Source organism: Rhodococcus sp. BP-349 (assembly GCF_019835845.1).
Classification (GTDB): Bacteria; Actinomycetota; Actinomycetes; order Mycobacteriales; family Mycobacteriaceae; genus Rhodococcoides.
On record NZ_JABUDR010000003.1, the window covers coordinates 924,905 to 949,142 of the forward strand.

24 protein-coding genes are annotated in these 24,238 nt (G+C 69.8%); 17 read left to right on the forward strand and 7 right to left on the reverse strand.

Annotation, left to right across the window (positions count from 1 at the left end):
- The first annotated feature begins 96 nt into the window (after positions 1–96).
- Positions 97–1,032, forward strand: a complete 936-nt coding sequence (pdxS, locus tag HQ325_RS20755) for a pyridoxal 5'-phosphate synthase lyase subunit PdxS (protein ID WP_222632173.1) — start codon at positions 97–99, stop codon at positions 1,030–1,032.
- 30 nt (positions 1,033–1,062) lie between these two features.
- Here pdxS and HQ325_RS20760 read toward each other — a convergent pair whose 3' ends face one another.
- Positions 1,063–1,674, reverse strand: coding sequence for a hypothetical protein (locus tag HQ325_RS20760; RefSeq protein WP_222632174.1), 612 nt, complete (start codon positions 1,672–1,674; stop codon positions 1,063–1,065).
- Between the two features lie 135 nt (positions 1,675–1,809).
- Between HQ325_RS20760 and HQ325_RS20765 the strand changes: the two genes are divergently transcribed.
- The 12 genes from HQ325_RS20765 (at position 1,810) to HQ325_RS20820 (ending at position 15,073) form a co-directional block, all read left to right on the forward strand.
- Positions 1,810–2,661 carry an acyl-CoA thioesterase II gene (locus HQ325_RS20765; protein ID WP_027505223.1) on the forward strand — a complete coding sequence of 284 codons (852 nt, stop codon included), beginning with the start codon at positions 1,810–1,812 and terminating at the stop codon, positions 2,659–2,661.
- Positions 2,658–3,281 (forward strand): pyridoxal 5'-phosphate synthase glutaminase subunit PdxT, encoded by a 624-nt coding sequence (gene pdxT, locus HQ325_RS20770; RefSeq protein WP_222632175.1) that lies wholly within the window; start codon positions 2,658–2,660, stop codon positions 3,279–3,281. Before HQ325_RS20765 ends, pdxT begins: the two co-directional genes overlap by 4 nt.
- 41 nt (positions 3,282–3,322) lie before the next feature.
- Entirely contained in the window at positions 3,323–4,078 is a 756-nt protein-coding gene (locus HQ325_RS20775; protein ID WP_027505225.1) for a YebC/PmpR family DNA-binding transcriptional regulator, read from the forward strand.
- A gap of 107 nt (positions 4,079–4,185) precedes the next feature.
- Positions 4,186–4,782, forward strand: coding sequence for a crossover junction endodeoxyribonuclease RuvC (gene ruvC, locus HQ325_RS20780; RefSeq protein WP_027505226.1), 597 nt, complete (start codon positions 4,186–4,188; stop codon positions 4,780–4,782).
- Complete coding sequence (gene ruvA / locus HQ325_RS20785) at positions 4,779–5,381, forward strand: Holliday junction branch migration protein RuvA (protein ID WP_222632176.1); 603 nt, start codon at positions 4,779–4,781, stop codon at positions 5,379–5,381. Before ruvC ends, ruvA begins: the two co-directional genes overlap by 4 nt.
- Positions 5,382–5,422: 41 nt before the next feature.
- Entirely contained in the window at positions 5,423–6,460 is a 1,038-nt protein-coding gene (ruvB, locus tag HQ325_RS20790; protein WP_056445240.1) for a Holliday junction branch migration DNA helicase RuvB, read from the forward strand.
- A gap of 113 nt (positions 6,461–6,573) precedes the next feature.
- Complete coding sequence (gene yajC, locus HQ325_RS20795; protein ID WP_222632178.1) at positions 6,574–6,978, forward strand: preprotein translocase subunit YajC; 405 nt, start codon at positions 6,574–6,576, stop codon at positions 6,976–6,978.
- Between the two features lie 182 nt (positions 6,979–7,160).
- Entirely contained in the window at positions 7,161–8,984 is a 1,824-nt protein-coding gene (gene secD / locus HQ325_RS20800) for a protein translocase subunit SecD (protein WP_222632180.1), read from the forward strand.
- Between the two features lie 3 nt (positions 8,985–8,987).
- A complete protein-coding gene (secF, locus tag HQ325_RS20805; RefSeq protein ID WP_222632182.1) occupies positions 8,988–10,196 on the forward strand; it encodes a protein translocase subunit SecF in 1,209 nt (402 codons plus the stop codon).
- Position 10,197: 1 nt separating this feature from the next.
- The gene (locus HQ325_RS20810) at positions 10,198–11,919 is read left to right on the forward strand and encodes an ABC transporter substrate-binding protein (protein WP_222632185.1); all 1,722 of its coding nucleotides are present in this window, start codon (positions 10,198–10,200) and stop codon (positions 11,917–11,919) included.
- Positions 11,916–12,476 carry an adenine phosphoribosyltransferase gene (locus HQ325_RS20815; protein WP_027505231.1) on the forward strand — a complete coding sequence of 187 codons (561 nt, stop codon included), beginning with the start codon at positions 11,916–11,918 and terminating at the stop codon, positions 12,474–12,476. Before HQ325_RS20810 ends, HQ325_RS20815 begins: the two co-directional genes overlap by 4 nt.
- Positions 12,477–12,571: 95 nt before the next feature.
- Positions 12,572–15,073: a bifunctional (p)ppGpp synthetase/guanosine-3',5'-bis(diphosphate) 3'-pyrophosphohydrolase gene (locus HQ325_RS20820; RefSeq protein ID WP_261778578.1), complete on the forward strand. Its 2,502-nt coding sequence runs from the start codon at positions 12,572–12,574 to the stop codon at positions 15,071–15,073.
- Positions 15,074–15,171: 98 nt separating this feature from the next.
- Here the strand turns inward: HQ325_RS20820 and HQ325_RS20825 are convergent, their stop codons facing one another.
- Entirely contained in the window at positions 15,172–16,044 is an 873-nt protein-coding gene (locus tag HQ325_RS20825) for a peptidylprolyl isomerase (protein ID WP_222632187.1), read from the reverse strand.
- A gap of 191 nt (positions 16,045–16,235) precedes the next feature.
- Between HQ325_RS20825 and HQ325_RS20830 the strand changes: the two genes are divergently transcribed.
- The 3 genes from HQ325_RS20830 to HQ325_RS20840 are packed head-to-tail and all read left to right on the forward strand — an operon-like array spanning position 16,236 to position 18,819.
- Positions 16,236–16,904: an MBL fold metallo-hydrolase gene (locus tag HQ325_RS20830; RefSeq protein WP_222632189.1), complete on the forward strand. Its 669-nt coding sequence runs from the start codon at positions 16,236–16,238 to the stop codon at positions 16,902–16,904.
- Positions 16,901–18,190: a histidine--tRNA ligase gene (gene hisS / locus HQ325_RS20835; RefSeq protein ID WP_222632191.1), complete on the forward strand. Its 1,290-nt coding sequence runs from the start codon at positions 16,901–16,903 to the stop codon at positions 18,188–18,190. The genes HQ325_RS20830 and hisS overlap by 4 nt, the downstream gene beginning before the upstream one ends.
- Before the next feature lie 2 nt (positions 18,191–18,192).
- The gene (locus HQ325_RS20840; protein ID WP_222632193.1) at positions 18,193–18,819 is read left to right on the forward strand and encodes a hypothetical protein; all 627 of its coding nucleotides are present in this window, start codon (positions 18,193–18,195) and stop codon (positions 18,817–18,819) included.
- On the opposite strand, the gene HQ325_RS20845 is transcribed toward HQ325_RS20840, so the two are convergent.
- Genes HQ325_RS20845 through HQ325_RS20855 form a run of 3 tightly spaced genes read right to left on the reverse strand, consistent with a single transcriptional unit; the run spans position 18,809 to position 21,316 of the window.
- On the reverse strand, positions 18,809–19,492 hold the full coding sequence (locus HQ325_RS20845; protein ID WP_222632195.1) for a TetR/AcrR family transcriptional regulator: 684 nt from the start codon (positions 19,490–19,492) through the stop codon (positions 18,809–18,811). The two genes, HQ325_RS20840 and HQ325_RS20845, sit on opposite strands and share 11 nt — an antisense overlap.
- A 3-nt stretch (positions 19,493–19,495) precedes the next feature.
- The gene (locus HQ325_RS20850; RefSeq protein ID WP_222632197.1) at positions 19,496–19,999 is read right to left on the reverse strand and encodes a DUF3237 domain-containing protein; all 504 of its coding nucleotides are present in this window, start codon (positions 19,997–19,999) and stop codon (positions 19,496–19,498) included.
- A 39-nt stretch (positions 20,000–20,038) separates the two neighbouring features.
- Complete coding sequence (locus HQ325_RS20855; RefSeq protein WP_222632199.1) at positions 20,039–21,316, reverse strand: FAD-binding domain-containing protein; 1,278 nt, start codon at positions 21,314–21,316, stop codon at positions 20,039–20,041.
- Positions 21,317–21,447: 131 nt separating this feature from the next.
- Here HQ325_RS20855 and HQ325_RS20860 point away from each other — a divergent pair, with 131 nt between their 5' ends.
- Positions 21,448–22,485, forward strand: a complete 1,038-nt coding sequence (locus HQ325_RS20860; protein WP_222632201.1) for an Rv2578c family radical SAM protein — start codon at positions 21,448–21,450, stop codon at positions 22,483–22,485.
- Between the two features lie 9 nt (positions 22,486–22,494).
- Here HQ325_RS20860 and HQ325_RS20865 read toward each other — a convergent pair whose 3' ends face one another.
- A complete protein-coding gene (locus tag HQ325_RS20865) occupies positions 22,495–23,316 on the reverse strand; it encodes an MBL fold metallo-hydrolase (protein WP_222632203.1) in 822 nt (273 codons plus the stop codon).
- Positions 23,316–24,233 (reverse strand): neutral zinc metallopeptidase, encoded by a 918-nt coding sequence (locus tag HQ325_RS20870; protein WP_027505242.1) that lies wholly within the window; start codon positions 24,231–24,233, stop codon positions 23,316–23,318. The genes HQ325_RS20865 and HQ325_RS20870 overlap by 1 nt, the downstream gene beginning before the upstream one ends.
- Positions 24,234–24,238: the final 5 nt, after the last annotated feature.

Sequence of the window (24,238 nt, forward strand, 5' to 3'; positions counted from 1 at the left end):
CCTGGTGTGATGGCGGCCATAGCGGGCCAGTGTGGTCGAAGTGGTTATCGCGACGAGGTCCAGCCGAGCCTAGGCTCGCGGTGCACCCATTCCCGCATGCCTGAGGAGACCACCGTGACCACCACCCTCCCGTCCGAGCAGGACGCCACGCCGTCCACCGGAACCGCCCGCGTCAAGCGCGGCATGGCAGAGATGCTCAAGGGTGGCGTCATCATGGACGTGGTCACCGCCGAGCAGGCGAAGATCGCCGAGCAGTCCGGCGCCGTCGCCGTCATGGCCCTCGAGCGGGTGCCCGCGGACATCCGCGCACAGGGCGGCGTCTCGCGGATGAGTGATCCCGACATGATCGACAGCATCATCTCCTCGGTCAGCATCCCCGTCATGGCGAAGGCGCGCATCGGCCACTTCGTCGAGGCTCAGATCCTGCAGAGCCTCGGCGTCGACTACGTCGACGAGTCCGAGGTGTTGACCCCCGCCGACTACGCGAACCACATCGACAAGTGGAAGTTCACGGTCCCCTTCGTCTGCGGTGCGACCAACCTCGGCGAGGCGCTGCGCCGGATCACCGAGGGCGCGGCCATGATCCGCTCGAAGGGCGAGGCCGGCACCGGCGACGTGTCCAACGCGACCACGCACATGCGCACCCTGCGTGACCAGATCCGCCACCTGACGTCGCTACCCGAGGACGAGTTGTACGTCGCCGCCAAGGAGCTGCAGGCTCCCTACGATCTGGTCGTCGAGGTCGCCCGCAACGGCAAGCTCCCCGTCACTCTGTTCACCGCCGGCGGCATCGCCACTCCGGCGGACGCCGCGATGATGATGCAGCTCGGCGCCGAGGGTGTCTTCGTCGGCTCCGGCATCTTCAAGTCCGGCAACCCCGAACAGCGTGCGGCCGCCATCGTCAAGGCGACCACCTTCTTCGACGACCCGGACGTGCTGGCCAAGGTCTCCCGCGGCCTGGGCGAGGCCATGGTCGGCATCAACGTCGACGAGATCCCGCAGCCGCACCGCCTCGCCGAGCGCGGCTGGTGATCTGACGCCACCTCCGGTCTGCGGGGGTGGTCAGCGCTCGACGAGCAGGGCCGGGCGGTCGGGGTGGTCCATCCGCACCTCGACGTCCGCCCGTTCGCCGTGCTCCGCGTGCGCCGTCAGGGCAGGCACCGTCCAGCGCTCGTCCTCCGGGGTGAGGCGCGACGCGGTGCGCTCGGTGAGCGTCAGCGCCACCGTGACGTCGAGATCGAGGCCACGCCCGAGCAGCATGGGGCCCGCGACGACCACCACCTGATTCTGCGCCGCCGATCGCGGCCGAGCGCGAGCGGAGCGATCGGCCCGCTCGTCCCACAGCGCGGGAAGCCACTGATCGCGCGTGTGCACCGCCGTGACCACCTCGCGCGTCAGTGCGTCGTAGTCGAACCACAGGGTGCGGTAGGAGAGTTCGTCCTCGTGCCCGTACTCGAGTCGCAGCGACGCGGGCCGCACCCAGTCGTGCAGGGAGACGAGATCGGCGGCGCGGCCGTTCGCGCGGAGCCGGGCGACGACGCGCTGCGCGAAGGCCACCGGATCGGCGGCGTCCGCACCGTCCACTGCCACGACACATCGTCCGTCGACGGCGTCGATGCGGTCCACGACGTGGTCCACCACCGCGTCGGGAGTGGTGGGGGAGAAGCGGGGCACGGCCTCGATCCTGCCCGACGCGCCGCCTCCGCCCCCCGCGAGTACGGCCGAAGTGTCGTTCCGGGGCCCGATTCTGCGACACTTCTGCCGTACTCGCGGGGCAGGTCCCGTCTGTCCCGACCGGAAAGGGTGATCATGGCCGGAATCGAAGAGATCCTCGAGCTCGAGCGCATCGAGAACGACATCTATCGCGGGAGTTCCGTCCCGAGTCAGCTGCAGCGCACGTTCGGCGGCCAGGTCGCCGGGCAGTCGTTGGTGTCCGCGGCGAAGACGGTGGATCCAGCGTTCCGCGTGCACTCGCTGCACGGATACTTCCTGCGCCCCGGAAACCCGAACGAGCCCACCGTCTTCACGGTCGACCGCATCCGCGACGGTCGGTCGTTCGCCACGCGTCGGGTCACGGGCATCCAGGACGGCAAGGCGATCTTCACGATGTCGGCGTCGTTCCACGTGGAGGACGAGGGCATCGAGCATCAGGACCGGATGCCGGCAGTGGTGGGTCCGGAGGACCTTCCCGACGTCGCCGAGGACGAGGCGTTGCGGCAGAAGATGTTCTACAAGGAGTGGAACAGGTGGGACGTGCGGCTCGTCCCGCAGGACCGCATCACTCGAAGCTCCAGTCTTGCTGCGCAGCAACAGGTCTGGATCCGTTACCGCGACCCGCTGCCGGACGACCAGGTCTTCCACGTGTGCGCTCTGGCGTACATGTCTGACATGACGCTGCTGGGTTCGGCGAAGGTCCCGCACGAGGACGTCGCCACGCAGACCGCGTCGCTCGATCACGCGTTGTGGTTCCTGCGCCCGTTCCGTGCGGACGAGTGGTTGCTGTACGACCAGACGTCGCCTTCCGCCGGCCTCGGCCGCGCGTTGACCCAGGGGCGGATCTACGACCGTCAGGGTCGGATGGTCGCGGCCGTCACGCAGGAGGGTCTGATGCGCTACGACCGCTCGGCGCAGCACACGCCGGGCCTCGAGACGTCGCGGTGATCGCTCCGACCATCGGAGTGCTCGCTCTGCAGGGTGACGTGCGGGAGCATCTCGAGGCGCTCACCGCCGCCGGTGCGAGCGCGGTGACGGTGCGCCGTCCCGAGGAGCTCGCCGCCGTCGACGGTCTGGTGTTGCCGGGCGGCGAGTCGACCACGATGGGGAAGCTGCTGCGGATCTTCGACCTCCTCGATCCGCTCCGCGAGCGCCTCGCCGCCGGCATGCCCGCCTACGGGTCCTGCGCCGGAATGATCCTGCTGGCCTCGGACATCCTCGACACCACACCGGATGCCGTGCACCTGAACGGCCTCGACATCACGGTGCGACGCAACGCGTTCGGGCGTCAGGTCGACTCCTTCGAGACAGACCTCGACGTCGCCCGGGTGGGCGGCGAGCCGATGCGCGCGGTGTTCATCCGGGCACCGTGGGTCGAGCGGGTCGGCGACGGAGTCGAGGTACTGGCCACCGTCCCGGAGGGTCCCGCGGTGGGCCGCGTCGTCGCCGTACGGCAGGGCGACGTGCTCGCGACGTCGTTCCATCCCGAGGTCACGGGGGACCGCCGGGTCCACGCCCTGTTCGCCGACATGGTGCGGGAGCGAAGAACCCTGTCCACGCCCGCGTAAGCTGGGCACGTTCTCTGCCGGTACGAAAGGGGCTATTGCCGATGAGCGGCCACTCCAAATGGGCGACCACGAAGCACAAGAAGGCTGTCGTCGACGCCCGCCGATCGAAGTCCTTCGCCAAATTGGTGAAGAACATCGAGGTCGCCGCGCGCACGGGTGGTGGTGACCCCGTCGGTAACCCCACGTTGTACGACGCCATCCAGAAGGCGAAGAAGACCTCGGTCCCCAACGACAACATCGAGCGCGCACGCAAGCGCGGCGCCGGTGAAGAAGCGGGCGGAGCCGACTGGCAGACCATCATGTACGAGGGCTACGGGCCCAACGGTGTCGCCGTCCTCATCGAGTGCCTCACCGACAACCGCAACCGCGCGGCAGGCGAGGTCCGTGTCGCGATGACCCGCAACGGCGGCAACATGGCCGACCCGGGTTCCGTGTCGTACCTGTTCTCCCGCAAGGGCGTCGTCACGCTCGAGAAGAACGGTCAGTCCGAGGACGACGTCCTGATGGCTGTGCTCGACGCGGGCGCCGAGGAGGTCAACGACAACGGCGACACCTTCGAGGTGGTCTCCGAGCCGACCGACCTGGTGGCCGTGCGCACCGCGCTGCAGGAGGCGGGCATCGACTACGACTCCGCCGAGGCCAGCTTCCAGCCGTCGGTCAGCGTGCCCGTCGACGTCGACGGAGCGCGCAAGGTGTTCAAGCTGATCGACGCCCTCGAGGACAGCGACGACGTGCAGAACGTGTGGTCGAACGTCGATCTGTCCGACGAGGTGCTCGCGCAGCTCGACGAGGACTGACACCAGCGCGCCGCCCACGCTCGTCACCGGCTCGCCGCTAAGGTATCGAACAACAGTTCTAGGTGTTCGAAGGTCCGGAGCGGCCGAATCCGGTGAGGGAGTGGACGTTGCGTGTCATGGGAGTCGACCCCGGGCTGACCCGGTGTGGACTGAGTCTGGTCGAGTCCGGGGCAGGCAGAGCGGTCACGGCGCTCGATGTCGACGTGGTGCGGACACCGGCCGACATGGAGCTCGCGCAGCGACTCCTCCTGATCGCCGAGTCCGCCGAGTACTGGCTGGACACCCACCGGCCGACGGTGGTGGCCGTCGAGCGGGTGTTCTCCCAGAACAACGTGCGCACCGCGATGGGCACCGCGCAGGCCGGGGGAGTGATCGCCCTCGCCGCCGCCCGGCGCGGCATTCCGGTCGCCTTCCACACTCCGTCCGAGGTCAAGGCCGCGGTGACAGGGAACGGCACCGCGGACAAGGCTCAGGTGACGGCGATGGTGACCCGCATCCTCGGCATGCAGCAGGCTCCTCGCCCCGCCGACGCCGCCGATGCTCTCGCCCTGGCGATCTGTCACTGCTGGCGGGCACCCATGATGGCGCGGATGGCCGCCGCCGAGGCGCAGGCAGCCGCGGCGAAGGCCGCGTACGAGAAGAAACTGAAGCAGCAGCGCGCGGCCGTACGGGCCGCCGCGAGGACGGGAGCGCAGCCGCGATGATCAGCTCGGTACGGGGCGAGGTGCTCGAGATCGCCCTCGACCACGCGGTGGTGGAAGCGGCAGGCATCGGGTATCGCGTCAACGCGACGCCGGCGACCCTGGCCGGTCTCTCTCGCGGAACCGAGGCGCGACTGGTCATCTCGATGATCGTGCGCGAGGACTCCATGACGCTGTACGGCTTCGCGGACGCCACGTCGCGCGATCTCTTCGGTCTGCTCCAGACGGTGTCCGGCGTCGGTCCCCGGCTGGCCATGGCCGTACTGGCGGTGCTCGAACCCGATGCGCTGCGCACCGCGCTGACCGACGGCAACGTCACGGCCCTGATGCGGGTACCGGGTATCGGCAAGCGCGGCGCCGAGCGTCTCGTGGTCGAACTGCGCGACAAGGTGGACGCGGTGGTGTCCGGTCCCGCCGGTGCCGCGGCGCCCGGTCACTCGTCGAGTCCCGTGCGTGATCAGGTGGTCGAGGCACTCCTCGGCCTCGGGTTCCCGGCCAAGCAGGCCGAGCCCGCCGTCGATGCCGTGCTGGCCGACGATCCCGCCATCGGGACGGCACAGGCTCTGCGCTCGGCCCTGGTGAGCCTGGGCAGGTCGCGGTGACGGACCCGGACGGCACGGACGAGTCCCTGGTCACCGCCGAGATGGTGCCGGACGACGGCGATCTCGATGCGAGTCTGCGGCCGAAGTCGCTCGACGACTTCATCGGTCAGCCCCGCGTGCGGGAGCAACTGCAGCTCGTTCTGCAGGGCGCCACGCAACGCGGCGGCACACCGGACCACATACTGCTGTCCGGCCCGCCCGGACTCGGCAAGACCAGCATGGCGATGATCATCGCGGGGGAGCTGAACTCGGCTCTGCGCCTGACGTCCGGGCCGGCTCTCGAACGAGCGGGAGACCTCGCGGCGATGCTGAGCAACCTCGTCGAGGGTGACGTGTTGTTCATCGACGAGATCCATCGCATCGCCCGGCCGGCCGAGGAGATGTTGTACCTGGCGATGGAGGACTTCCGCGTCGACGTGGTCGTCGGCAAGGGGCCGGGCGCCACCTCCATCCCCCTCGATGTCGCACCGTTCACGCTCGTCGGTGCCACCACCCGGTCCGGCGCCCTCACCGGCCCGCTGCGCGACCGCTTCGGCTTCACCGCGCACATGGACTTCTACGACCCCCGTGAACTGCAGCGCATCCTGACGCGGTCTGCGGGAATCCTCGGAGTGCGCATCGAGGCGGATGCTGCCGCGGAGATCGCGGGACGATCGCGCGGCACACCCCGTATCGCCAACCGCCTGTTGCGCCGGGTGCGGGACTACGCCGAGGTGCGTGCCGACGGCCGCGTGACGCTCGAGGTCGCCCGTGCGGCGCTCGAGGTCTACGACGTGGACGAGCTCGGTCTCGATCGCCTCGACCGAGCCGTGCTCGGGGCACTCGTCCGCAGCTTCGGCGGCGGACCCGTGGGTGTCTCGACGCTCGCGGTCGCGGTCGGGGAGGAACCGGCCACCGTGGAAGAGGTGTGCGAGCCCTACCTCGTCCGTGCGGGCATGATCGCGCGGACGCCGCGCGGTCGCGTCGCGACGGCCGCCGCGTGGGAGCGGATGGGTCTCACACCGCCGCCGGATCTCGCGGTCGGCGGCATCTCGGTGCGGACGAACGAACCGCAACGCACGCTCTTCGACGAGACCTGAGTCGCCAGATCCGGACGATCGCGGCGTTTCGGGCGGTCGACACGCCCGATCGTCCGACCGAACGTGGCACACTGAAGGTTCCGAGTCCCAAGATCTAAGGATTGACGTTTCTGATGGAACTGCTGTTTCCGCTTCTCGTTCTCGCCCTGCTCGTGCCCATGTTTCTCGGCATCCGCCGTCAGAAGCGTGAGGTGGCCAAGACGGTCGAGCTGCAGGAAGCGCTGTCCATCGGCGATCGCGTCCTGACCACGTCCGGGCTGCACGGTCTCGTCGACGGACTCACCGAGACCACCGTCGACCTGGAGATCGCTCCCGGCATCATCACCACCTGGTCGCGTGCCGTCGTGCGCGACGTGCTGCCCGACGAGGACGAGCTGGACGAGTCGGGTGCGGAGAACGCCGGTCCGACCAGCGACTTCGAGGACCACAGCGACGCTGGATCGCGCGTCGACAGCCTGGAGAACGGCCTCGGCGGCGCGGACGACGGCCGATCGCAGGCACGGCTCACCAAGGAGTGAGACAAAGCGGATACACCGCCCCCGAGGTCGTCCTCGGGGGCGGTGCGTCGTTGTGGAGAGGGTACGGTCGGTCAGGCTCCGGCCGTCCGTGACGCCCGCCGCCGCCGTGATCCACCCCCGTCCGACCAGCAGCAGGTCCGTCTCCTCCAGCCGGTCCGTCTCACTCAGGAGAAGCACTCACCGTGGCCCCATCCAGCGGATCCTCGTATCCGGTGCGGTATCTCGCCGTGTTCGGCGTCTTCATCGCCCTCGTGTACGTCCTGGTCTTTTTCACCGGTGACAAGTCCCCGACTCCCAAGCTGGGCATCGACCTGCAGGGTGGAACACGCGTCACGCTCACCGCGCGCACGCCCGACGGCAGCGCCCCGAGCCAGGAGAGCCTGCGTCAGGCGCAGCAGATCATCGAGACCCGCGTCAACGGTCTCGGTGTCTCCGGCTCCGAGGTGGTCGTCGACGGTCAGAACCTGGTCATCACGGTTCCCGGCGACGACAGCTCGCAGGCACGCACACTCGGTCAGACGGCCCGGCTGTACATCCGCCCGGTGCTGACGTCCCAGGCCCCGACTCCGGCGGGCACTCCCGCTCCCGCGGCGACCGATCCCGCTGCCGACCCCGCGGCTGCCGACCCCGCGGCTGCCGACCCCGCGGCAGCCGACCCCGCGGCTGCCGACCCTGCGGCCACCACGGCTCCGGCGACACCGGCGCCGCAGAACCGCCCCTTCCCGGCGCAGGACCCCACGGACACCCCCGCTCCGTCCGACACATCTGCCCCGTCGGAGACATCTGCTCCGTCCGAGACACCCGCGCCGTCGGACACCTCCGCCTCCGAGCCCGGTGCCGCCCCGCCCGCGTCGTCGGCGGACGAGACCGCAGATGCCATCGCCGAGGCGAAGGCGCAGCGACAGAGCACCGACCCGACCGTGCAGCAACGAGCCATGGCCACGATCGACTGCTCCGCTCCCGACCCCCTGCAGGGCAACGACGATCCGGCCCTTCCGCTCGTCGCCTGCTCCACGGACGGCACCGCCGTCTACGTGCTCGAGCCGTCGATCATCGACGGACAGCAGATCGCCGATGCCAGCTCGCAGTTCGACACCCAGCAGTCCCGCAACGTCGTCTCCCTGAGCTTCACCACCGAGGGTAGCGACACCTGGGCTCAGTTCACGTCGGCGAACATCGGCAAGCAGGCCGCGTTCACGCTCGACTCCAAGGTCGTCAGCGCACCGGTCATCCAGGGCGCGACCCCCGCGGGCAGCGCCACACAGATCACCGGCAATTTCACCGCCGACAGTGCCCGCGAGCTCGCCAACACGCTGAAGTACGGATCGCTGCCGTTGTCGTTCGCCGCCTCCGAGGCGGAGACCGTGTCGGCGACGCTGGGACTCGCGTCGCTCGAGGCAGGCCTCATCGCCGGCGCCATCGGCCTCGTGTTCGTCCTGATCTACTGCCTCCTCTACTACCGCATGCTCGGCATCCTCACGGCGCTGTCGCTGGTGCTGTCGCTGGTCGCCATCTACGGCATCCTCGTACTGCTCGGTCGATGGATCTCCTTCACGCTCGATCTCGCCGGGATCGCCGGTCTGATCATCGGTATCGGTATGACGGCGGACTCGTTCGTGGTGTTCTTCGAGCGCATCAAGGACGAGATACGCGAGGGCCGCAGCTTCCGCTCGGCGGTTCCACGTGGTTGGGCCAGGGCGCGGCGCACCATCCTGTCCGGCAACGCGGTGAGCTTCATCGCGGCCGCGGTGCTGTACGTGCTCGCCGTCGGTCAGGTGCGCGGCTTCGCGTTCACGCTCGGCCTGTCGACCCTGCTGGACATCGTCATCGTGATTCTCGTGACGTGGCCACTGGTCAACCTCGCCTCGCGGTCCGAGTTCTGGTCCAAGCCGTCGATCAACGGTCTCGGTGCGGTCCAGGAGATCGCTCGCGCACGCAAACGCGCCGCCGCCAAGACCACCCGCGATGCTGCTACCGCGGCAGCCGGCCCGAGCAAGGAGGCCTGACCCATGGCCGAGACGACCACCACCACCGAGGACACCGTTCCCGACGCGGCCGAGGCGGGACGCGGACTGCTGTCGCGGCTGTACACGGGCACCGGAGCGTTCGACATCATCGGACGCCGTCGCCTCTGGTACGGCGTCACTGCGGCCTTCGTGCTCGTGTCGCTGCTGTCGATCGCCGTCCGCGGCTTCACGCTCGGCATCGACTTCGAGGGCGGCACGCGCGTGCAGTTCCCGGCTCCGCAGGGCGTCGACACCGCGCAGGTCGAGGAGATCTACACCGAGGCCCTCGGTCAGGACGCCGTCGCCGTGCAGACGGTGGGCACCGGGTCCGGCGCCACCGTGCAGATCCGTTCCGAGGCGCTGGACCAGGGTCAGGCGTCCGCGCTGCAGACGGCCCTGTTCGACGCGTTCCAGCCCGCCAACGCGGAGGGCGAGACCACGCGTGACGCCGTCTCCTTCACCGATGTCAGCGAGACCTGGGGTTCCCAGATCACCGACAAGGCGCTGATCGCGCTCGTGGTGTTCCTGGTGATCGTGAGCATCTACATCGCCGTCCGGTACGAGCGGGACATGGCGCTCGCCGGTATCGCGGCCCTGTTCTTCGACATCCTCGTCACCGCGGGTGTCTACTCGCTGGTCGGGTTCGAGGTCACCCCCGCGACCGTCATCGGACTGCTGACCATTCTGGGTTTCTCGCTGTACGACTCCGTGGTGGTGTTCGACAAGGTCGAGGAGAACACCCGCGGCATCCTGCACCTCAACAGGCGAACCTATGCCGAGCAGGCCAACCTCGCGGTGAACCAGACACTGATGCGCTCCATCAACACCACCGTCATCAGCGTGCTCCCCGTCATCGCCCTCATCGTCATCGCGGTCTGGTTGCTGGGTGTGGGAACGCTGAAGGACCTCGCGCTGGTCCAGCTCGTCGGCATCGTCATCGGTGCCTACTCGTCGATCTTCTTCGCGACGCCGTTGGTGGTCACGCTGAAGGAACGGTGGGGTCCGGTCGCCGCGCACACGAAGAAGGTGCTCGCGAAGCGTGAGGGCACCACGCGTCCGCGCGCCGAGAGCGCGGTTCCGGCCGGCGCCACGGCCACCGCGACCGTCACGGCCACGGCCACGGATGCTCCGGCCCGGACCGCACCCACTGCGGCCGCAGCGCCTCGCGCAGGCGCGCGACCGACGGGTAAGCGCGGCAAGCGGAGGAGCTGACATGCGCGCGTCGTCAGGGGTCAGGACAGGCGTAGCAGCGGCGGCTCTCGCAGCGGTCGCGGCCACGACACTCGTGGCGTGCGGCGACGAGGACACCCGCATCCCGTCCATCGGCTATGCCGTCGACAACACCGTCACGACGTACAACGGCGGAACCACCGCCGGATCGGTCTCGGCTGCGCCGCAGGCCTTCTCGCGAGTTCTGCCCGGGTTCGCACTCACCGCTCCGAGCGGCGGCGCCGTGAGCGACACCGACATCGGGACGGCCGTGGAGGTACCCGGCGAGCAGCAGGTGGTCACCTACACGCTCGCCGAGCCCGCGATGTGGTCCGACGGTGTGCCGATGACCTGTGACGACCTCGTGCTGGCGTGGGCGGCACGCAGCGGTCGCACCGCCACGGACGGAGCGCCGCTCTTCGACGCCGCGTCCACCGCCGGCTACACCGACATCGAGCGCATCGACTGCGCTCCCTCGGACAAGGTCGCCACGGTGACGTTCCGCTCGGGACGCGGGTACGTCGAGTGGCAGTCCCTCTTCGGCGCCGGGACGATGATGCCCGCACACGTCGCGGCCCGTATCGCCGGCGTGCCCGACGTGGTGAGCACCCTCGCGGGCGGCGACCAGGACGCACTGCGCCGTGTCGCGGACGTCTGGAACACCGGATGGAACCTCACCCCGGCGGAGGGGGAGGACGTCGGAACCGTCGACCCGGCGGTCTTCGTGTCGTCCGGGCCCTTCCGCATCGAGTCGTACTCGGTCGCGAACGGTCTCGCGCTCGTTCCCAACGAACGGTGGTGGGGTGTTCCCGCCGCCACGGATCGTGTCGTCGTGTGGCCCAAGGGCGCCGACATCGCGGCCAAGGCGGCATCGGGTGACATCGAGGTCGTCGACGCCGACGGCGGCACGGCGACTCCCGACGGCTTCACGTCGACGGCTCAGCCGTCCTTCGGCGTCGAGCAGTTGATCATGGCCACGTCCGGTGTCTTCGTCGATCCGGCCGCACGCCGCGCCTTCGCTGCGTGCGTTCCCCGCGGCGAGCTGTACGCACAGCACGGCCACCCCGAATACGAGGCGGAGACCGGCCGTGGGTCCGGCATCGTCGACAGCCGGACGACCCTCCCGTCGACCCTGCCCTACCGCTCGGTGGCGGCCACCGCGGCGGAGCGGTACCGCACCGCGGACGTCGCCGGGGTGACCGCGGGTCTCGCCGAGGCAGGTCTCACCGACCCCGTCGTCCGCGTGGGCTACCTCGGGCCCGACGAGCGCCGTGCGGCCGTCGTCGCCGCCATCGCGTCGTCCTGCGCACCCCTGGGTATCGAGATCGTGGACGCGTCGTCGCCGACCTTCACGCCGCTCGCTCTGCGCGCCGGGGAGGTCGATGCCGTCCTGGCCTCCACCGCTGGACAGGCGGGTGCGTCCGGCACGTCCTCCGCCGATCCCGGCCGCTTCGCCCTGCGCGGCGGCCAGGGCGTCAACGTCGGCGGCTACGCCAACGGGCGTCTCGACGAGCTGATCGATCGCCTGGCCGTCGATCAGTCCGACGCCACCGTGCTTTCGGCGGCCGTCGAGGCCGAGAACATCCTGTGGACCGACATGCCCACCCTGCCGCTCTACAACGCTCCACGCGTCACCGCGGTGGCGGCCGGAATGCGCGGTGTGGAGACGAACCCGACGGTCGCGGGTGCGGGCTGGAACATGGACAAGTGGATACTCGTCGGATGAGTACACCCGGATCGAGCAGCCCCACCACGAGCGCACCCGGTGGATCGGACGTCGTCGCCCGGTTGACGCGCTGGGCCGACGACTTCCCCACGCCGGGCGTGCGCTTCGCCGACCTCACGCCCGTGTTCGCCGACGCGGAGGGGCTGCGCACCGTGGTGGACTCGCTCGCCGAGGCGGGCCGTGACGCCGACGTCGTGGCCGGTATCGACGCGCGCGGCTTCCTGCTCGGTGCCGGCGTCGCGCTGGCGTTGAACACCGGCGTGATCGCCGTCCGCAAGGCGGGGAAGTTGCCCCCGCCGGTGCACCGGCAGTCGTACGAACTCGAGTACGGCACGGCGGAGCTCGAGATCTCCGCCGAGGGCATCGCGCTCGAGGGGCGCCGCGTACTCGTCGTCGACGACGTGCTCGCTACCGGCGGCACACTGGAGGCCGCCGCCGAACTGTTGACGCGGTGCGGAGCGATCGTGGTGGGTGCCGCCGTCGTTCTCGAGGTGGAAGTTCTGGGCGGCCGCGAGCGTTGGAAGCATGGACCGCTCACGACACTGGGCGTCGTCTGAGCATCCGACCTCGAGAAGATGTGAGGGCGTGCGCTGTGCGCTCCGGTGACGGCGGATAGAGTCGGGTCTCTCGAGCAGCTGAGGAGGTGTCGATCATGACGCGATACATCGGTCGTACCGCCGAGGAGTCCGCAGCAGTGCCGCCTGCCGCGGGGGAGTCCCTGCCGTCCGACGCCGTCCTGCCTGCCGACGCAGCTGCTGAGGAGGCCGATACGGAGCCCGTGCCCTCCGGGGTCGAGCCTGCCGATCCGACCGCGCGGACCGATGCCCTGACACCGGAGCCGGTCGCACCCGCCGCGGAGCCCGTGCCCGATCCCGCACCCTCCTCCGCCACCCCCACTGCGCCGTCGTCCGCGTCCCGACGCGTCCGTGCGCGGCTGGCCCGCCGCATCACCGCGCAGCGCAACACCACGGTCAAGCCCGTGCTCGAGCCGTTGGCCGGCACGCACCGGTCGATGTACCCGAAGGCCGACCTCGGGTTGCTCCAGCGCGCGTACGACGTCGCCGACGAGCGGCATGCCACGCAGATGCGCAAGTCGGGTGACCCGTACATCACGCACCCGCTCGCGGTCGCCAACATCCTGGCCGAACTGGGAATGGACACCACGACGCTCGTCGCGGCGCTGCTGCACGACACGGTCGAGGACACCGGCTACTCGCTGGACCAGCTGCGCACCGAGTTCGGCGACGAGGTCGCCCATCTCGTCGACGGCGTGACGAAGCTCGACAAGGTCGCGCTCGGCACCGCCGCCGAGGGCGAGACCATCCGTAAGATGATCATCGCGATGGCGCGGGATCCGCGGGTGCTGGTCATCAAGGTGGCCGACCGGCTGCACAACATGCGCACGATGCGGTTCCTGCCGCCGGAGAAGCAGGCGCGCAAGGCGAAGGAGACCCTCGAGGTCATCGCGCCGCTCGCGCACCGCCTCGGCATGGCGACAGTCAAGTGGGAGCTCGAGGACCTCGCATTCGCGATCCTGCACCCCAAGAAGTACGACGAGATCGTGCGCCTCGTCGCCGACCGGGCACCCTCACGCGACACCTACCTCGCCAAGGTGCGCGCCGAGATCAACGCGACCCTGTCGGCCTCCCGCATCAGTGCCGTGGTCGAGGGTCGGCCCAAGCACTACTGGTCGATCTACCAGAAGATGATCGTCAAGGGTCGCGACTTCGACGACATCCACGATCTGGTCGGCGTACGCATCCTGTGCGACGAGATCCGGGACTGCTACGCCGCCGTCGGCGTGGTCCACTCGCTGTGGCAGCCGATGGCCGGACGTTTCAAGGACTACATCGCGCAGCCGCGCTACGGGGTCTACCAATCGCTGCACACCACCGTCGTCGGTCCCGAGGGCAAGCCTCTCGAGGTGCAGATCCGCACCCGCGACATGCACCGCACCGCCGAGTTCGGCATCGCCGCGCACTGGCGATACAAAGAGACGAAGGGTCGTCACTCCGGTGACGCCACCGAGCTCGACGACATGGCGTGGATGCGCCAGCTGCTCGACTGGCAGCGGGAGGCCGCGGATCCGGGGGAGTTCCTCGAGTCGCTGCGGTACGACCTCGCGGTCAAGGAGATCTTCGTCTTCACCCCCAAGGGCGACGTGGTGACGCTGCCCGCCGGATCGTGTCCCGTGGACTTCGCCTACGCCGTGCACACCGAGGTGGGACACCGGTGCATCGGTGCCCGCGTCAACGGGCGCCTCGTCGCGTTGGAGCGTCAGCTCGACAACGGCGAGGTGGTCGAGGTCTTCACCTCGAAGGCCCCCACGGCCGGGCCGAGCCGCGACTGGGCCACCTTCGTCGCGTCGCCGCGTGCGAAGACCAAGATCCGCCAGTGGTTCGCCAAGGAACGCCGCGAGGAAGCGCTCGAGGCCGGCAAGGACGCCATCGCCAAGGAGGTGCGGCGCGGGGGACTTCCGTTGCAGCGCTTGATGAACGGCGAGTCCATGTCTGCCATCGCGCACGAGCTGCGGTACGTCGACGTCTCGGCTCTCTACACCGCGGTGGGGGAGAACCACGTCTCGGCGCAACACGTCGTGCAGCGTCTCGTCGCTCACCTCGGCGGTGTCGGCGATGTCGAGGAGGAACTGGCCGAGCGGTCCACCCCGTCGACCATCCCCACCCGTCCGCGCCGCGTCGGTGACGCGGGCGTCATGGTGTCGGGTGCGGACGGCGTCGTCGCCAAGCTGGCGAAGTGCTGCACCCCGGTTCCCGGGGACGACATCATGGGCTTCGTCACCCGCGGTGGCTCGGTGAGCGTGCACCGCACCGATTGCACCAACGCCGGGTCGCTGCAGACGCAGTCGGAGCGGCTGATCGAGGTCGAGTGGGCACCGTCGCCGTCGTCGGTGTTCCTCGTCGCGATCCAGATCGAGGCGCTCGACCGCCACCGTCTGCTCTCCGACGTCACGAAGGCGCTGGCCGACGAGAAGGTCAACATCCTGTCGGCGTCGGTGACCACCTCGGGCGATCGGGTCGCCATCTCGAAGTTCACCTTCGAGATGGGTGATCCCAAGCATCTGGGCCACGTGCTCAACGTGGTGCGCAACGTCGAGGGCGTGTACGACGTGTACCGCCTGACCTCGGCGGCCTAGAGCTCGACACACCCCCGGCGAGTACGTTCGACGTGTCGTGGTCCCGTCCGGAATCACGACACTGTGGGCGTACTCGCGGAAGTGTGCGGGGTGAGCCGTCAGGCCAGGTCGAGCTGAACCGTGTTCAGGGTGGTCGCGAGAGCAGGCGCGCCGTCCTGCGCGCCACCCTCGACACCCGCTGCGGCGATCTTGTCGAGCGTCGCGAGACCGGTCTCGTCGATCGTGCCGAACACCGTGTAGTTCGGGGGCAGCTGCGAATCGCCGAAGACGAGGAAGAACTGGCTGCCGTTGGTGTCGGCGCCGGCATTCGCCATCGCGATGGTTCCGCGGGGGTACAGGACGGGCGACTGCAGCGCGGCCGGATCGTCGGCGTACTGGTCCGTGGGGAACTCGTTGGCGTACTGGTAGCCCGGGCCGCCCGTTCCGGCGCCGGTCGGGTCACCGCACTGCAGGACCTTCAGGCTGTCGGCCGTGGTCAGACGGTGGCAGGGAGTGGCGTCGTAGTAGTTCTGCCCGGCCAGCGAGGCGAAGCTGTTCACGGTGCAGGGCGCCTTCGTGGCGTCGAGCGACAGGCCGATCGGCCCCTGCGAGGTGTCCATGCTGACGCTGACGTTGTCGTCCGTGGTGGGCACGTTCTCGGTCTGCGGAGCGTTCGCCGGCTTCGCGGCCGCGCCGCCGGCAGGGTAGGAGCAGCTCACGGTCTCGGGGAGCGGTTCCGAGCGGCCGGCGGGCAGCATGCCCTCCGGCGTCGCGTTCTCGCTGGTGGGGGAGTCGGAGGCCTCGACGGCGGTGTCGTCGTCGCTGCGTGTCACACCGATGGCGACAGCGACGCCGCCGATGACGACGACCAGTCCGATGACGGCGGCGGCGATGGTCGCCTGCTTGCGTCGTCGCGCCCGAGCGGCGCGGTTCTCGAGCTGGCGTTCGAGCTTGCGCTTGGCAGCGTCACGTCGTTGTTCGTTCGTCGGCACGGTTGGCGTTCCTCTTCTCGCTGGAGCGGGTGAGCAGCAGAAGTGTGCCAGGCTTCCCTGAGAGGCACCTGACCCGGTGGACGGCCGAGGTGCGTGCCCCACGTTCCGAGTCACCCGATCGCACCGCCTACGCTGGGGGCATTCGTCCGATCGCGGATCGCTGCACCGCAAAGCATGAGGAGTCCTTCACTGTGCGTGTCACCGGATTCCCCGCCGGCATGTTCCAGACGAACTGCTACGTCGTCAGTCGGGACGAGGGGACGGACTGCGTCGTCGTCGATCCTGGCCAGGACGCCGCGGCGCCGCTCTACTCTTTTCTGGACGACGCCGGGCTGACGCCCACCGCGGTGCTCCTCACTCACGGCCACCTCGATCACATGTGGGACGCGACGCCGGTGTGCGCGCGCTTCGACATCCCCCTCTACGTGCATCCCGACGATCGGCACATGCTCACCGATCCGGCGTCCGGTATCGGCCCGGTCCTGGCGCCGCTGATCGCGCACTCCACCTTCGAGGAGCCCGCGACGGTGGTGGAACTGCAGCACGGCGACGTTCTCGACGTGGCCGGACTCGATGTCACCGTCGCGCACACGCCCGGCCACACCCGCGGCTCCGTCGTCTTCCGTCTCGACGGGGGCGAGCAGCAGGTGATCTTCTCGGGAGACACGCTGTTCGCGGGATCGATCGGCCGCTCCGATCTGCCCGGCGGCGATCACGAGCAGTTGCTCGCCTCGATCGCCGAGCACCTGCTGTGCCTCGACGACGAGACCGCTGTGCTGCCCGGACACGGCGAGTCCACCACCATCGGCGCGGAACGCGGCAGCAACCCGTTCCTCGTGGGACTCGGTGGTGTGCGATGACCGGCGACGCACCGCGCATCCAGCCGTTCGCTGCCCCCAAGGGCGTTCCGGACTACCTGCCGCCCGACTCCGCGACCTTCGTGGCCGTGCGCGACGGTCTCACCGCCGCCGCTCGCGCCGCGGGTTACGGCCACATCGAGCTCCCCATCTTCGAGGACACGGGGCTGTTCGCGCGCGGCGTGGGTGAGTCCACCGACGTGGTGAGCAAGGAGATGTACACCTTCGCCGACAAGGGTGACCGCAGCGTCACGCTGCGACCCGAGGGCACTGCCGGCGTGATGCGCGCGGTCATCGAGCACAGCCTCGACCGTGGTGCGCTCCCGGTGAAGGTCAGCTACTCCGGCCCGTTCTTCCGCTACGAGCGCCCCCAGGCCGGTCGGTACCGGCAACTGCAGCAGGTCGGCGTCGAGGCCATCGGAGTCGACGATCCAGCCCTCGACGCCGAGGTGATCGCCGTGGCCGACCATGGGTTCCGGAGCGTCGGCCTCACCGGTTTCCGGCTCGAGCTCACCTCGCTGGGTGACGAGACCTGCCGCCCGCAGTACCGGGAGCTGTTGCAGGACTTCCTGTTCGGTCTCGAGCTGGACGAGGACACGCGTCGCCGCGCCGAGATCAATCCGCTCCGCGTCCTGGACGACAAGCGACCGCACGTCCGTGAGATGACGGCCGACGCACCGTTGATGATGGACCATCTGTCGGAGTCGGCACGCGTCCACTTCGACACCGTGCGTGCGCATCTCGACGCGATGGGCGTGCCGTACGTGGTCAATCCGCGCATGGTGCGCGGTCTCGACTACTACACCAAGACCACCTTCGAGTTCGTCCACGACGGTCTCGGCTCGCAGTCCGGCATCGGCGGCGGTGGACGGTACGACGGCCTCATGGCGCAGCTCGGCGGGCAGCCCCTGTCGGGGATCGGTTTCGGTCTCGGCGTGGACCGCACGGTGCTCGCTCTCGCGGCCGAGGGCGTCGCGCCCGCGTCGACGGCCCGGTGCGAGGTGTACGGCGTGCCCATGGGCCCGGAGGCCAAGCTGCGTCTCGCGGTGATCGCCCGGGAACTGCGGGCCGCCGGCGTCCGCGTGGACCTCTCCTACGGCGACCGCGGAATGAAGGGTGCCATGAAGGCTGCCGACCGTTCCGGTGCTCGCCTCGCACTCGTGCTCGGTGATCGCGATCTCGAGGCCGGAGAGATCGGCCTGAAGGACCTCGCCACCGGCGAGCAGTCGTCGATCCCGTTGTCCGAGGCCACCGCTCGCGTGCGTGCCACGCTGTCGCCAGTGGGCTGATCATGGCCGACAGAGGGCTGGTGGCGCTCGATCTGGTGCCACCGGAGCTCATCGTTCCGCGGCTCCGCGTCGCCGGTGCGGTGTTCGCCGTCGTCGGTGCCGTGCTCGGTGTCGTCGCCGGACTGTTGATCTCGCCGTTCGTCGGTGTCGCGCTGGGTGCTGCGCTCGTCGCCACGGCCGGATTCGCCGTCGTGTCGGGCGGCCGCAGACGCGTGTGGATCGATCACGGTGTGGTGAGCCGGCGCGGGTCGTTCCGCGTGCGACGGGTCAACCTCTCGGACGCGACGAAGGTCGAGGTTCTCGTGCGGGTCGCGCGCGTCAGCCAGGTGCTGATCCGTGTCGGCGACTCGTCCGGCGACGTCACGGTCGGCGTGGCGATGTACACGTCCGACGGCGGTCGCGAACTGCAGCCGATCGCGCTGCGCGCGGTGGCGGACGGACTCGCCTCGTCCCCGCTCGCCCCGGCTCTGGCGCTGTCGTCGGTGCTGGTGACCCAGCTGCGCGCGGAGGCACGCGAGGCCGGGCTGTCGGAACGCCCGCTCTATCGGGCGATCGACGTGGTCCGCACGTCCGGGCGCGCCCCGGCGACCGTGCTCACCGATGCCGAGGTCGCGGCCCTCACCGACTGATCGGCCGAGCGGCGTCGAGCAGAGTCGTCGCCGTGTCACGCAGCGGCGTCGTCGACCCCGTCCACCCCAGCACGCGCACCGCGGCGTCGGCGATCGTGTCGGGCGTCGCGAGGGACTGCCGCGTCGATTCCGCATCGGAGCGGGCACTGATCACCGATTCGACGATGCGGAACGGGAGGTGCGTGAGTTCGTCGGAGACCGCCAGCGTGCCGATGTCGACGAGAGCGTCCCGCGACAGCGAGGCGTAGAGCGCCATGAGGTCGGACCGTCGGGTGCGGAACTGTTCGAAGCGTTCGCTGCGCAGTTCGGGGACGAGGTACAGCGCGCCGAGGTTCCACCGCGAGGTCATGAGCTGGTCCGCGTCGAACAACACCAGGGCATGCAGCGTGCTCGGCGCGTCGGCCGCGGCATCGCGCAGCGCCTGCGCGCAGGCGAGGGGTGCATCGACGGTCCCCACCAGGAGCGCGGCGAGCATGTCGTCCTTGGTCGCGAAGTGGTGGTAGAGCGACGCCTGCCGGACCCCGACCGCGTCGGCGATCATGCGGGTCGACGTGCTGGTCACCCCCCGCGTCGTGAACAGCTCTGCCGCCGCGTCGAGGATCTCCTCCCGCGCCGTGGCTCCCGGTCGTTTGCGAGTGGTGAGACGGGGACGCCCGGCACCGGTGGTGGTCATCGATTACGTGACCAGGAACGCGTCGACCACGGACTGGGTGCCCTGACGCGAACCGGAGGTGACGATCACGGCCCTGTTCAGGTAGGCGAGCGTCCGGATCGACGTGGACACCGTGAGGGTGCCGCGGAAGTAGTAGAGCGCGGACTCGACGTCCTCCCCGCGATCGAGGGCCTCGATGACCTCGGCCGATCCGAAGCGGACGGAGTGCAGCGTCAACCGCATCACGGCGCCCGGGTCGTCCGACTCGACGTCGGCCAACAGATCGGTGGAGTACGTGGTCGACCCGTCCGCACGGACGTGGGCGTGCTCGGTACCGACGGCGCGAATCACGGCCTCGACTCCGGGCCCGCTCAGCACACCGCCCACGACGGGTGCCACGGACTCCGCGCCGACGGGAGTATCGCCGAGCTGCACCGGATCCGCGGTGCGCAGCACGATGCGCAGCAGCGGCTCGAGCGTGGGAGCGGTCGGTTCGATCGACGCGGACGGGTCCGTGGGTTCGGTCACGCGCTCGACCGTATCCGATCCACCTACTGTCTTCCCCGCCTAGTTTCCGGCCGGCCTCCGGCCTCCACGCTCCGACCCACGCTCCGACGCCCGGCGCCACGCGCTGAACGACCGCACCGACGATCGGGTCGGACGCACCAACCACGGCCACGGGTGCACCTCCACCGGATCGAGGGCGGCCGCGATGCGTGCCCACCCCGGTACCGGGGCATGGGTCGCGGCGAGGCGCCGTCCGGCGAGCTCCTCGGAGACCCGTCCGCGCCGTACCTCCAGAGGCCGGACGGCGGCGAGCTCGCCGAGCGTCTCGGCGAGGAAGACCAGCCGCTTGCCGGACAACCGCAACCGACGGAGCAGCGGCTCGTCGAACACGAACACCGCGGGACGGGCGTCGTCGGCCGCGAGGGCCGGATCCGCGCTGCCGAGCGACTCCGCCGTCAGCCACACCTCGTCGCCGCCCTCGCCCACGGTCTCCGCGGGGCCGGCCGGGGTGTCGCCGGTAGCCAGGCTCGGTCCGTCGACCGACGGGCCGAGCGCGGCCGTCGGCCAGTCCTGAATGGGACACGCGGACGACAGCGCGCACGATCGGCACAGGCTGGGTGCGCGTTTCTCCACCTGCCAGCGACTGAACCCGTAGACCTTGCCGCTGCCCGTACCGACCGTCCACTGCCAGCCGAGTCGGTTGGCCGCCCTCGAGCCGTCGAGGAGATGGGTGAACATCTCGTCCTCACCGTCCCGCCACGTCGCGCCGGCCCGCACGGCCCACTGCGACGCCAGCCACATGCGCGTCTGGTTCACCAGCCACCCGTCCTCGTGCAGCTCGTCGACGACGGACTCCATGCAGCGCATCCGGGCCGGCCACGGATCGTCGGACCAGGTGTCGTGCGCCGAGACGGTCGGACGGGGCTGCTCGCGCGTGAGTGACGCCCCCAGGTGCGAGCCCACCCGTGCGTACAGGTGGCGGGCGTACTCCTGCCACAGCAACTCGTCGCGGTAGCGCGACCGGTCGCGGGTCGGCGCGTCCGCCACCGCATCCCACACCTCGCTCAGCGTGAGCAGGCCGTGCCGGATGTACGGCGACATGCGACTCGCCCCGCGCCGCGACGGCGGTTCCACCGTGCTGCGGGACCGGGCGTAGCCCGTGATGTCCAGGCTCGCGAGAGCGGCGTCGGCCGCCGACTGTCCGCCGCGCAGACCGCCCGCCCGGATCTCCTCGGGCTGTTCGAGGGTGAGGTCACCGAGGTGCTCGGCGACCCAGGCGACGACGTCGTCGGACCGGGCGCCGTCCGCAGGTGACGGGGGAGACGGGAGGAGGGCCATGTCCACCGACACTACCGAAGAGTTGACACCTCGATAGAACGGATGTTCGACTGTCTGCGATTCGTCGATCGATCGTGTGTTCGAGGCATCGGCGTGCCGGAGAACAGGGTCGCCGGAGAACAGGAGGGGTCATGCGGTGGGACGGTCAGACACTCGACGCTCCCGACGGGGCGCTTCCCGGCCTCGAGCGCACCGGGCTGGTGCGTGCCGGTCTGGTCCGCACCGTCCGCACGCCCGAGTTCGAGGGCGTCACCTTCCACGAGGTGCTCTGCAAGAGCGCCCTCAACCGGGTGCCCGAGGAGTCGGCACTACCGTTCCGCTGGACCATCAACCCCGCGCGCGGGTGCTCGCACGCGTGCCGCTACTGCTTCGCCCGGCCGACCCACGAGTACCTCGACCTCGATGCCGGCCGCGACTTCGACTCGCAGATCGTGGTCAAGACCAACATCGTCTCGGTGCTGCGCAAGGAACTGGCCCGCGCCTCGTGGAAACGTGACCCGGTCGCCCTGGGCACCAACACCGACCCGTACCAGCGCGCGGAGGGTCGCTACGAGCTCATGCCGGGCATCATCCGGGCGCTCACCGAGTCCGGCACCTCGTTCTCGATTCTGACCAAGGGCACGCTGCTGCGGCGGGATCTGCCGCTGCTGACCCTCGCCGCCCAGCAGGTGAACGTGCAGGTGAGTGTCAGTCTCGCCTTTCACGACGAGGATCTGCAGAAGTCGCTGGAGCCGGGGGCGCCGTCACCGCGCGCTCGCCTCGACATGATCCGCGCCATCACCGATGCGGGTCTGTCGTGCCACGTGCTCATCGCGCCCGTCATCCCGTTCCTGACCGACAGCCCCAAACACCTCGGCGCCCTGATGGCGGCCCTCGAGGAAGCCGGCGCGACCGGTGTGACCGCGCTGCCGATGCACCTGCGGTCCAGCACCAAGGAGTGGTTCATGAGCTGGCTCGCCGAGCATCATCCGGCTCTCGTGCGCCGCTATCGGGTGCTGTACGGCCGCGGGGCGTACGTCAGCCCGGAGTACAAGGAGTGGCTCCGCGACAAAGTGGAACCGTTGCGAGAGAAGCACTCTCTGACGGGACTCGATCCGGCCGGTGCGCGGCGCGTGGCCAGGGCGGCCCCCGCGGAGCCCGCTCCGGAACCGGCCATGACGCTGTTCTGAGTCGACCGGTCAGAAGCCGGGGGTGACGCCGATGTGCTCGAGGTAGCGCCGAGCCGAGCGGACCACCGCGCCGTGCGCGTCCTCCTCGACCACCCGGCCCCACCACGCCCCGACGATGCGCTCGAAGGCCACGTTCTCGAGCAGGGCGACCGTCCGGCGGATCGTGTCGGGATGTTCGGGGATCAGGTTGGGGTAGCTGTACATGAACGAGACCCATCGGCGGTCGGACACCACCTGGACGATGTCCCCGGTGCACAGCGCGCCGCGGCCGTCGGTGCCCGGCCAGTGCAGCACCGAACCGCCGGCGAAGTGCACCCGGGTGTTGATCAGTGTCCGGCCCGGCAGTATCTCCAGCGAGTCGCCCGACCAGGTGCGGATGTTGCCGGCGCGGGGCAACCACGCACGGTCGGACTCGTGCACGTAGATCGGCACGTCGCCGAAGGCCTCGCTCCACTCGACCATCGCGCTGTAGTAGTGCGGGTGGGACAGAGCGACGGCCGACACGCCGCCCAGTTCGGTGACACGGGCGATCGCGGCGTCGTCGATCGTGGTGACGCTGTCCCACAGCAGGTTTCCACCGTCGCCGGGGACCAGCAGCGCACGTTGACCGATCGCGAAGGTCGGCTCGGTGCCGATGCCCCACAGGCCCGGGTACTCCTCGCGCACCACGGTCCGATGCGAGGCCGACACCTCGGCGACGGTGGTCCATCGCTGCCCGTCGCGTCCGACGTACTGTCGTTCGTCGGTGCAGATCGGGCACTCGTCCGGATCGACGCGGTCGAACTGCACCCCGCACGTCTCACAGACCGGCAGCTCCGTGCGCGACGACATCAGCGGACGGACGACGGATCGTTCAGGTCCGACGCGTCGTAGGTGTTGCAGGCGGCGACCGCTCCCGTGCGGTAACCGGCGTCGAACCACGCCTGTCGCTGGTCGGACGAGCCGTGCGTCCAGCCCTCCGGGTTCACGCGGCCCGTCGAGGCCTGCTGGATCCGGTCGTCGCCGACGGACGACGCGGCCGACAATGCGTCGGACACGTCCTGGTCGGTGAGCGGATCGAGCAGCGGCTCGGAGCTGCCGGGTGCGGGAACGTCGTCGGCCTTGTTCGCCCACACGCCGGCGTAGCAGTCGGCCTGGAGCTCGGTGCGCACGGCGCCGGACTCGGGCCCGTTCGGGTCGGCCTGCGCCCGGCCGATGTCGCCCAGCTGGTTCTGGATGTGATGGCCGAACTCGTGGGCCACGACGTACTCCTGCGCGAGCGGGCCGCCGCTGGAACCGAACTGGTCGACGAGCACCTGGAAGAAGCCGGTGTCGAAGTAGGCCGTCGAGTCCGCGGGGCAGTAGAACGGGCCGACGTCGGACGTCGCGGCGCCGCACCCCGTGGAGACCTGACCGGAGAAGATGTCGACCTCCGGACGCTCGTACGGCACGCCCGTCTGCGCGGCCAGTTCGGCGTCCCACACCTGATCGAGACTGTTCACGGTGGCCGTGACCCGGCAGTCGACGTTCGCGTTGGCGTCGGCTCCGGTGTCGCAGTTCTCGATGGCACCGCTGCCCGAGTCCTGCGACGTGGCCTCACCGCCGCCGAGCTGCCCGATCACCGACGACGGGTCGCCACCGAGCAGCAGGGTGATCACCACGATGACGATGCCGCCGAGACCGCCGCCGACGGCGATGCCCTTGCCGCGGCCACCGGAGGACCGTCGAACCCGGGAGGAGTCGATCCTGGCGTCGGGGTCGAACGTCATGAGTC

Coding starts and splice junctions, on each gene's coding strand:
- pdxS (WP_222632173.1), top strand. CDS start 97: ATGCCTGAGGAGACCACCGTGACCACCACCCTCCCGTCCGAGCAGGAC.
- HQ325_RS20765 (WP_027505223.1), top strand. CDS start 1,810: ATGGCCGGAATCGAAGAGATCCTCGAGCTCGAGCGCATCGAGAACGAC.
- HQ325_RS20775 (WP_027505225.1), top strand. CDS start 3,323: ATGAGCGGCCACTCCAAATGGGCGACCACGAAGCACAAGAAGGCTGTC.
- ruvA (WP_222632176.1), top strand. CDS start 4,779: ATGATCAGCTCGGTACGGGGCGAGGTGCTCGAGATCGCCCTCGACCAC.
- ruvB (WP_056445240.1), top strand. CDS start 5,423: ATGGTGCCGGACGACGGCGATCTCGATGCGAGTCTGCGGCCGAAGTCG.
- yajC (WP_222632178.1), top strand. CDS start 6,574: ATGGAACTGCTGTTTCCGCTTCTCGTTCTCGCCCTGCTCGTGCCCATG.
- secF (WP_222632182.1), top strand. CDS start 8,988: ATGGCCGAGACGACCACCACCACCGAGGACACCGTTCCCGACGCGGCC.
- HQ325_RS20810 (WP_222632185.1), top strand. CDS start 10,198: ATGCGCGCGTCGTCAGGGGTCAGGACAGGCGTAGCAGCGGCGGCTCTC.
- HQ325_RS20815 (WP_027505231.1), top strand. CDS start 11,916: ATGAGTACACCCGGATCGAGCAGCCCCACCACGAGCGCACCCGGTGGA.
- HQ325_RS20820 (WP_261778578.1), top strand. CDS start 12,572: ATGACGCGATACATCGGTCGTACCGCCGAGGAGTCCGCAGCAGTGCCG.
- hisS (WP_222632191.1), top strand. CDS start 16,901: ATGACCGGCGACGCACCGCGCATCCAGCCGTTCGCTGCCCCCAAGGGC.
- HQ325_RS20840 (WP_222632193.1), top strand. CDS start 18,193: ATGGCCGACAGAGGGCTGGTGGCGCTCGATCTGGTGCCACCGGAGCTC.
- HQ325_RS20845 (WP_222632195.1), bottom strand. CDS start 19,492: ATGACCACCACCGGTGCCGGGCGTCCCCGTCTCACCACTCGCAAACGA.
- HQ325_RS20855 (WP_222632199.1), bottom strand. CDS start 21,316: ATGGCCCTCCTCCCGTCTCCCCCGTCACCTGCGGACGGCGCCCGGTCC.
- HQ325_RS20860 (WP_222632201.1), top strand. CDS start 21,448: ATGCGGTGGGACGGTCAGACACTCGACGCTCCCGACGGGGCGCTTCCC.
- HQ325_RS20865 (WP_222632203.1), bottom strand. CDS start 23,316: ATGTCGTCGCGCACGGAGCTGCCGGTCTGTGAGACGTGCGGGGTGCAG.
- HQ325_RS20870 (WP_027505242.1), bottom strand. CDS start 24,233: ATGACGTTCGACCCCGACGCCAGGATCGACTCCTCCCGGGTTCGACGG.